Below are 8,702 nucleotides of genomic sequence, written 5' to 3'. Positions count from 1 at the left end.
GGCTGTTCTGGTATTGCAGTTACGGGGAGTGGCTTAATTGATAGCTATGATTCGTCTTTAGGGGATTACAACGACACACTAGATGATGGCAGTCAAAACACATCAGAGCAGTCTTTCGTTAATACGGTAAACGATACAGGCGATATTATTCTCAATGGTAGCGGGACAATTGAAGGCGATGTTTTATCGTCTAATAATTTATCAATTACGCAAGGTGCAGACGTTACCGGTAATATTCATAGTAATGGTAATTTAATACTCTCTGGTGGTGTGGTTGTAGGTGGTGATGCATCAGCGTATTTAAGCTTTTCACAAAGCAGCGGTACTGTTTCTGGTAGTATTTCAGCAAACCAATCTATCTCAATACAGCAAACGCCGGTTGGTGGAGACGTGAGTTCATCAGGTTCTATTTCAATTACGGGTAATACAATTCAGGGAACCATTAGTTCATATGATTTAATCGCTCTTAACCAAACAATAATACGTAATGGTGTTTACACATCAGGTAATTATGAACAAACAGGTGGAAGTGTTTTTGGTGGTGTGCGTGTTCAAGGTAATGTGAACCTCAAACAGTGGGGCAGCACTATCGATGGTAAAGATTTAAGATATGCAGGTAATGGATCATTTCAAGGCGATACACCAGAGTATGCTTTTTCACCTTATAAAGTATCAAGCTCAGCAATATCAATCCCAGATATTGAACCCGTTGAAAAAATAACCCCAGAAAGCGAAAATAATAGAGGGTTAACTACGTGTGACCCACTTGATATTGCAACAGCTATCGACGATGTATCTATTAATACAGCAAGCCCTGATCTTTATATAAATAATAACAGTAGCGCAGGCGATTTACTCGAATTAGAAACGAGCGTAGCTAACTTTTTAGTTGATTATGGTAGCACTCCAGATGGAGATATTAACGCTCAATCGGTGACTTTTCTTGATTCAGCAACGCAAATTTTTTATTTTGATGATGTGACAATTAAAGGACGAATGCAGGTAAAAGAAAATTACAATGCGGTTATGTTTGTAGATGGCGACTTTACAATGAGTGGTGCAAGTTCGCTAACTATTCCAGATAACAGCAGCTTAACTATTATCATAAAAGGTAAGTTTAAAATAGGGAGTGGTGCACAAGTTTACACCCCCGACAATGGCATTACTGACGAAGGGCGTCCTGTTTTTAGTATTTATAGCTCATATACAGGGAGTAGCTCAGGTGTTGAAGTTTCAGGTGGTACACGAGAGCTTTATGCTGTTATATATGCACCTTATACCGAAGTTAAAATCACCTCTGGTGTTGGTTTTAAAGGCTCTATTTTAGGAGATGTAGTGACTGTTAATGGCGCTGGTGGTGTGCATTACGACACCGCATTAAATGAAGCGAGCTTTGGTGGTTCTTCAGGCTCTGGTGGCACTGCAAGTAAATTAGTTTTTAAAGGGTGGCGTTTTACACCTGTTGAAGAATCTGAATAATCAAAGCATGCAGTGATAACCGGCACATAAATATTTAAATTCTTTCATGTACTATTTATAGCTATTAAATCATAAAATGGATTGATAGCTATTATTTAAAACCTTTAAATTTGAAACCAAAATTGTTTAGGTGTAACTTTTCTACTCTTTCATCCCCATTCCTATATTTAATACTTAATAAATTACCCTTGGCTAGATGGTTATAAATAGCTTTAATTTATTGGTATTTACTGCACTTATGCCACTAAATTATTACTAAATTATTACTAAATTAAATTTTGTAAAATATGGTTAGCTTAAATCGTGAATACGCACCAGGATCCATTTTGTATGCACTGTCTTACGCACCTGATAAGGTTGAATTATTATTAGTATCGGCAAGGGAGAGCCGATATTTATGGATCGAACGCAGCGCCAATACCGAGTTTTTCTCATATGCTATTCATGTTGAGCAAGAGCAAGTATTTACACGTTTTTTTACTAAAGTAACAACTGATCATATTAGATACAAGACTTTGCAATCTATTCCTATGGCAATAATACCAGAGCAATATATAGAAAAATTCATGCAATGAATTACTACCTTAGGTTAAAAAGGTATGCGCGCCAGAACTTTTTCTAAACTCGCATTACCTGCAAACCAATTATTTCTCAATGCCTTTTATATTGGGATCTGCAAGAGAGCTATTGTCTGGCAATGGTTCTTCTGGGTGAGACAACAAAGCCAGTTCTTTTAATTTTAGCGTTAATAATTTTTCTTCATCGCAGGTAGAGCGAGCAGTGTTTAACATACCAAAATCAAGTAGGTTACGAGTGGAAACACTTGGTTTAATTTTTTGCACTAGCTCAACAAATGCTAATAGAGTTGTTTCCTCATTAGGCTCTTCATCGTAAACGAGATCACAATCAAGATCGAAATCTGAGATAACTTCAAACACAAAAGCAAAAGGCCAAATTTCAATTCCATGTTTACGGCTTGAACTACGAAGGTTACGAGGAGTTTGGCGTAAAACTTTTTTGCAAGCTGTACAAGCTGCTTTTTCGGCTTTAAGTGGGGTCAATGGATAATAAGCTAAGTGTTGGCAAAACTCACACTTGACTGGGAAGGGGTCTATATACTGCATCTATAGTTACATCCTTGTTATGATAAATTTAATACCTGATGGCCAGCATATATTTTATAGGTCAAAAAGTGCGAACCACAAACGCTAAGGTCTAAAAAGAACTTGCAAGATTAATTAGGCATTTGAATATACTTTAAAGTAACAGGTACAAACAGTCTAAAATGAAGTAAATTTAAACCCAGAAAAAAGAAGAAATGCAGCTGCATAAAATTTAACTTGATGCGACAATTAGTTTGAAAAAATCCGAAACCTAGTCCTTAAAAAATAGTAAATGCTCATGCCCACCATATTGTATTTAATTTATCTATCGGCAATCGTTTTAGCAAACTCTAATAATGCACGTCTGAGCCATTGATGCGCAGGTGTGTGGTGAAGCAGTGGGCTCCATATCATTTTCACTTCAATAGGGACTATTTGAAATGGTACAGGGCTGATTACTAAATCAGTATGAGAGGTTAATAACTTAGCTTGCCTGCGCGGTAGGGTGGCAATAAGTTGCTCTGATTGGCAAAGCAGGCTTGCAACCATGTAGTGGCGAGTAAAAACACGTATTTTACGGGTTTGCTCTAGTTGCCAAAGCGCTTCGTCTACCCAGCCTAATTTTTGCTTTCCCGATTTATTAGTAACAGCGGCCTCCGGCCCCCAACCTGCACGGTTTACCCAAATATGTTCTTTTTTTAGGTAGTCGTCTAGCCCTGATTGTTGTAAAAATGTATTTTTAGGATGGGTTAAACAACAGTAATTATCGCGCCAAACACTGGCTTGATGAAACGAGCGTGGCAAACCATTAAAGCGATTTATTGCTAAATCTATAGTGCCTTTTTCCATGTCTTGTAGGTTTACGTCGCTTGGGCTTAATACATCAAAATTAATACCGGGGTTTTTACTAAGCTGCGCGGTTATAAAAGGGGCTATTAAGGTCGACTCTATGTAGTCGTTTGCCATTATTCTAAACGTAACTTCTGCGGTTGTAGGGTTAAACTGCTCACTAGGCTGCGTAATAGCTTCAGCCATTTTTAATAGGGCTTCAACTTCGGGCTTTAACACAAGTGCCTTTGCCGTTGGCGTCATAGAGCCTGCGGCACGCACAAGTAGCGGATCGTCAAATAAATCGCGCAAACGTTTTAATGCGTTACTCATAGCTGGTTGCGTAAGTGCAAGTTTATTTGCAGCTTTTGAAACACTTTTTTCATCGATGAGTACATTTAAGTAAACTAACAAGTTGAGGTCGACGTTTCTTATATTCATTAGATCAATGCTATTTATATACTTTATTAATTATCTAAATTAAAGCCTGCTTGCTAAGGTGTAAACCATTAATAAAAAATAACCGCCATAACTGGCATCAATATAAGTGCTGTATTTATGCAAAATAGGCTAACAAATCAATCTAATAATGCGCTACAACACGTAGTAGCCAGTAAGCTTGCACGATCTGTTTTTGCTGGATTTGAGGCGATGTTTTCGCAATTTTTAAATATTACACTGGGTGCACAAAGCCGGTTTGAGCAACGACAGTATCACAGTGTACAAAGTGCTATGCGTGAACGTTTACAAGTGTATGAGCGCGAAGTAAAAAATGTGAGTGAAGCCCTGAGAGTTATTGCTTACGCTGAACTTACTTGCCCGCAAACGTGGCAATTAGCTAAAAACATTTACGGCGATATGGTACAAAATCACGAAAATAAACCTATTGCGCATACCTTTTTTAACTCAACGTTTGGCGCAATTTGGGACGATAAAAAAATTCGTACTGTGCATTTATTTGTATTAAAAGCAAAGTATCGTAGTGAGCCACGCTCTTATGAAAGCTTAGTTAGCAGGGTATCGCTACATAATGGGTTTAATAACGCCGTTAAAACGCTTATTACTAATCAAGTGTTTAGAGTGCCATTTAGTAATTTAGAACCCGATGTAGCCACATTACAAAGTACGTTAATGCAAGGCGCTCAGCAGCAATGCAAACAGGTGTACGAACTTATAAATTTAAACGATGGGTATATTGAATACGCCAATTCATTATTTTTTCGAAACAAAGCCTGTTATTTAATAGGGCGCTGCATTGCTAAAAATGGCGACAATATGCCTTTTGCTATCGCTATTTTAAATACCGATGAGGGACTAAAGCTTGATGCTGTAATGATGGGCGCCGATCAATTAAGTTTATTATTTGGTTTTGCACGCACCTATTTTATGGTTGATACCGATAAGCCCGCTCGTTATGTAGATTACTTAAGTGTGTTAATGCCACATAAACAACGCTTTGAGTTATTTAACGCCATTGGTTTTATAAAGCACGCCAAAACTGAGTTTTATCGACACAAGGTCGATACGACTAAAAATAGTCCAGCCAACTTTAAGTATGTCACAGCACCAGGGACGCCAGGTATGGTAATGCTGGTATTTACTATTGAAGGGCTAGATTACGTTTATAAAGTAATTAAAGACAAATTTAGTGCGCCAAAAACAGCCACCAAAGCACAAGTAATAGACAAGTATAACTTTGTAAAACAAGCCGATAGGGTTGGTCGTTTGGTAGATACGCACGAGTTTAGATATTTAGCGTTTGATTTAAGCCGTTTTAGCGATGAATTGCTTGAGCAGATGAAAAACCAAATTGGTAGCAGTATGGTTATATCGGGTAAGGCACTTATTTTAAAGCACGTTTATGTTGAGCGTAAAATGACCCCGCTTAATTTATACATTAACCAATGCGATAACAAAAACTTAGAGCGAGTAATGGTTGATTACGGTAAAGCAATTAAAGAGTTAGCCGGTGCTAATATATTTCCAGGCGACATGCTAATGAAAAACTTTGGCGTAACGCGATGGGGGCGAGTGGTGTTTTACGACTTTGACGAAATTTGCCCGCTTACCGATTGTAACTTTAGAGATGTGCCACAAACCCAAAACGCACTCGAAGAGCTAAGTAGTAACTCGTATTTTGATATAGCTGAAAACGATATATTTCCGAGCCAATTTAAAGTGTTTTTTAGTGCCAATGATATTGCGTTTAACTACTTTAATAATGAGCACAGTAACTTGTTTTTAGCGACATTTTGGCAAGAGTGTCAGCAACAAGTAAAAGCCGGTTATTTACCTGATGTTTACCCTTATAAACAAAGTTGGCGTTTTTGAGGTTGTTTGAATCTGTGTTCATCCCCATCTATATGTTATTACAGTTTTTAAACTTGGATCAACAATGAAATATATTTCTCATGAAGATGGTAATCTTGCATTTAGTGAAACCGAAAAGCCGGTTTTAAAGAGCCACGAAGTACTTGTTAAAGTTGCAGCAATAGGTGTAAACCGTGCAGACAGCATGCAGCGCCAAGGTAAATACCCGGCCCCAGCGGGAGATAGCCCTATTTTAGGTTTAGAATGTGCCGGTGTTGTTAGCGATATTGGCGGTAAAGTTGATAGAGTTTGGCTTAATAAACGTGTTTTTGCTTTGTGTGCTGGTGGCGCTTACAGTGAATATGTAGCCGTTGATGCAAAACAGCTAATGGAATTACCCGATGATGTAACAATGGCTGAAGGCGCTGCAATAAGCGAAGTGTATTTAACAGCATTTGGCGCGTTATTTGAGCTTGGTAAATTACAAAAAGGGCAAACAGCGCTCATTCATGCAGGTGCTAGTGGTGTGGGCGGTGCAGCAATTCAAATGGCTAAAAGCGCAGGTGCTACCGTGGTTATTACTGCAGGTACGGATGAAAAATGCCAACACGCAAAAGAACTCGGTGCCGATCATGCAATTAACTACAAAACCACCGACTTTGTAGAATATATGAAAGCAAATGACTTAACAGCAAATGCAATTGTAGATCCTGTTTCGGGGAGTTACTTAAATAAAAATGCCGCTATTGCAGCGATGGATTGCCAAATTGTGATGCTTGCATTTTTAGATGGACGTTTTGCAGAAGTTGATTTTGCCGCGCTTTTACGCAAACGTATTTCGTTTCATGCCTCAACGCTTAGAAATCGCAGCATTGAGTTTAAACGCCAGGTGCGCGACGACTTTGTAGCGCGTTTTTACAATGATATTGCCACTAAAAAGTACGACTTTAACCTGTATAAAACATTGGCTTGGAGCGACGCAAACGAAGCTCATGCTATTTTAGAGCGAAATGAAAACGCAGGAAAAGTGATTTTACTTGTAGAATAACCATGAGATATAACACTGAGACGTGTGTTGACGTTGTTAATGCATGGCTCAGCTAATATAATTTAGTAAATATAAAATACGTACAAAAACACACAAGGTTAAAAATGAACCCAATTATTGCAATTTTAAAAGAGCACAACGTAAGCGACGAAAAAGTAAAAGCATTGTTTGAAGCGTTTACTCAAAACCCAATGATGGCAATGGCGCTTGTTCAAGAGCTTGGCATTCCGCCAGAAAAGCTACAGCAACTAATGGCAGTGGTGATGACGCAACCACACTTGATTAAAGAAGCAACCGACGAACTTGGTTTAGATTTTGAAAAAGTAAAAGAAGCGAAAGAAAAACTAAATCAGTAATTATTTTGTAATCACTGCGTTTAAATAAAGGCAGTGATTATAATTATTTGTTTAAATTTATGCGTGAAATACGTATAAATCCATTATGCAAGGATGCAAAATGAAGAGCACACACTACTTAATATTTATATTCGTCTTATTTTCCACTACCGCTTTTTGTAAAACAGATTACCAAATTGAGGGGTTTTCAGAAAAATACACTGGGCTAATTAGTATTGAAGAGGGTAACAAGGATGAAGTGTTTAATAATGGAAGTATTTCTATTATTGAAGCGAGTACAGGCAAAAGTATAATTACTATTTATGCTAAAGGCTTAACTTTAGACATTGATACCACTGCAAAAACAATCCCTTTACAACTACCATACGATAAGCAAAGGTTTTTTATAGCGCAAGATTTCAATTTTGACAATATTACCGATTTTGCGATCAGAGATGGGCGTAATAGCTGTTACGGCGGTCCTTCTTATCAAGTATACCTGCAAACCGAAAGAGGTTTAAAGCACAGTGAAGAATTCACTCAATTAGCACAAAACTATTGTGGTATGTTTGATGTAGATTACAAAACACAAACAATACACACGTCGACTAAAAGCGGTTGCTGTGAGCATGAGTATTCAACGTTTAAAGTAGATAAAAATAAACCAGTCGTCATGGAAATTGTTAAAAGCGATTTTATTATAAATACAGTGTTAAAGAGGAATGTAAAAAAAACAAGAATTGAAAACCAAATGCTCGAAAGAGAGTACAACACATTACGTGATGATTTGGATCTTACTTTAATTTACTCTTTAACGTTTAAGGGTGGCAAAACGATGGAACTATTTCATTGGAAAGCCGACGAGGAATATTTGGTATATATTTTTAAAAACAAGAGTGAAGAAATTGAACTAGCGTATTCCGGTGAGTTTATTTTTAATAAAAATGAACAAACACTCACTTTTACTAAACATAAAACAATGTATCAAATACATAACGATGAAATTACAGTTAAGTTACCAAAAAGAACAGCAAACCTTAAAGCTGACGCTATTAATAATACTGCGTTATCTAGTGTGTTAGAAATAGCTTTCAGTAATTTAGAAATAAAATAAGCATAGTCGTTTATGGTAATTCAATAATTTTATTCGTATTTAAGTTAACTTAAATACGAATAAAAAAACAACTATGCTCTTTGTTATTTAAATTATTCTTTAGGTAATAGCACTTTGTCAATCACATGAATTACACCGTTACTTGCTTCTACATCAGCTTTAATAACGTTTGCATCGTTAATCATTACGCCCATATCACTAGACTTGACCATAACTGATTGACCTTGCACGGTTGTTGCTTTATCAATTGTCATTACATCAGCAGCCATAACCTTGCCAGACACTACGTGGTAAGTTAATACCGCCGTTAGCTTATCTTTGTTTTCAGGCTTGAGTAGCATTTCTACAGTGCCTTCAGGCAGTTTTGAAAATGCAGCGTCTGTTGGTGCAAAAATAGTAAATGGTCCTTTACCTTGTAGCGTTTCAACTAAACCTGCTGCTTTAACAGCGGCAACAAGAGTAGTGAACGAACCATTTTCAACGGC

At 37.3% G+C, this 8,702-nt stretch carries 9 protein-coding genes; 6 read left to right on the top strand and 3 right to left on the bottom strand.

Going from position 1 to position 8,702, the window contains the following annotated elements; translation table 11 throughout:
- The coding region (locus L647_RS0101585; protein ID WP_024609643.1) for a polymer-forming cytoskeletal protein at positions 1 to 1,479 on the top strand (1,479 nt) is incomplete at its 5' end.
- A 326-nt stretch (positions 1,480 to 1,805) separates the two neighbouring features.
- A complete protein-coding gene (locus tag L647_RS0101580) occupies positions 1,806 to 2,054 on the top strand; it encodes a hypothetical protein (RefSeq protein WP_024609642.1) in 249 nt (82 codons plus the stop codon).
- 69 nt (positions 2,055 to 2,123) lie between these two features.
- Here the strand turns inward: L647_RS0101580 and L647_RS0101575 are convergent, their stop codons facing one another.
- Together L647_RS0101575 and L647_RS0101570 are read right to left on the bottom strand one after the other, a co-directional pair.
- Positions 2,124 to 2,603 (bottom strand): hypothetical protein, encoded by a 480-nt coding sequence (locus tag L647_RS0101575; RefSeq protein WP_024609641.1) that lies wholly within the window; start codon positions 2,601 to 2,603, stop codon positions 2,124 to 2,126.
- 300 nt (positions 2,604 to 2,903) lie between these two features.
- Positions 2,904 to 3,851, bottom strand: a complete 948-nt coding sequence (locus L647_RS0101570) for a LysR family transcriptional regulator (protein WP_024609640.1) — start codon at positions 3,849 to 3,851, stop codon at positions 2,904 to 2,906.
- Positions 3,852 to 3,968: 117 nt separating this feature from the next.
- On the opposite strand from L647_RS0101570, the gene aceK reads away from it, so the two are divergent.
- The 4 genes from aceK (at position 3,969) to L647_RS1000000124910 (ending at position 8,217) form a co-directional block, all read left to right on the top strand.
- Positions 3,969 to 5,741, top strand: coding sequence for a bifunctional isocitrate dehydrogenase kinase/phosphatase (aceK, locus tag L647_RS0101565; RefSeq protein WP_024609639.1), 1,773 nt, complete (start codon positions 3,969 to 3,971; stop codon positions 5,739 to 5,741).
- Between the two features lie 64 nt (positions 5,742 to 5,805).
- Positions 5,806 to 6,768 carry a zinc-binding dehydrogenase gene (locus L647_RS0101560; protein WP_024609638.1) on the top strand — a complete coding sequence of 321 codons (963 nt, stop codon included), beginning with the start codon at positions 5,806 to 5,808 and terminating at the stop codon, positions 6,766 to 6,768.
- 104 nt (positions 6,769 to 6,872) lie between these two features.
- A complete protein-coding gene (locus L647_RS0101555) occupies positions 6,873 to 7,124 on the top strand; it encodes a DUF2999 family protein (protein ID WP_008131476.1) in 252 nt (83 codons plus the stop codon).
- A 100-nt stretch (positions 7,125 to 7,224) separates the two neighbouring features.
- On the top strand, positions 7,225 to 8,217 hold the full coding sequence (locus tag L647_RS1000000124910) for a hypothetical protein (protein ID WP_024609637.1): 993 nt from the start codon (positions 7,225 to 7,227) through the stop codon (positions 8,215 to 8,217).
- A gap of 92 nt (positions 8,218 to 8,309) precedes the next feature.
- On the opposite strand, the gene L647_RS0101545 is transcribed toward L647_RS1000000124910, so the two are convergent.
- The coding region (locus L647_RS0101545; RefSeq protein WP_024609636.1) for a fasciclin domain-containing protein at positions 8,310 to 8,702 on the bottom strand (393 nt) is incomplete at its 5' end.

It is taken from the genome of Pseudoalteromonas sp. TB64 (genome assembly GCF_000498095.1).
GTDB lineage: Bacteria > Pseudomonadota > Gammaproteobacteria > Enterobacterales > Alteromonadaceae > Pseudoalteromonas.
The sequence above is the reverse complement of the archived record's forward strand: the minus strand, read 5'-3'. Positions and strand labels throughout refer to the sequence as shown.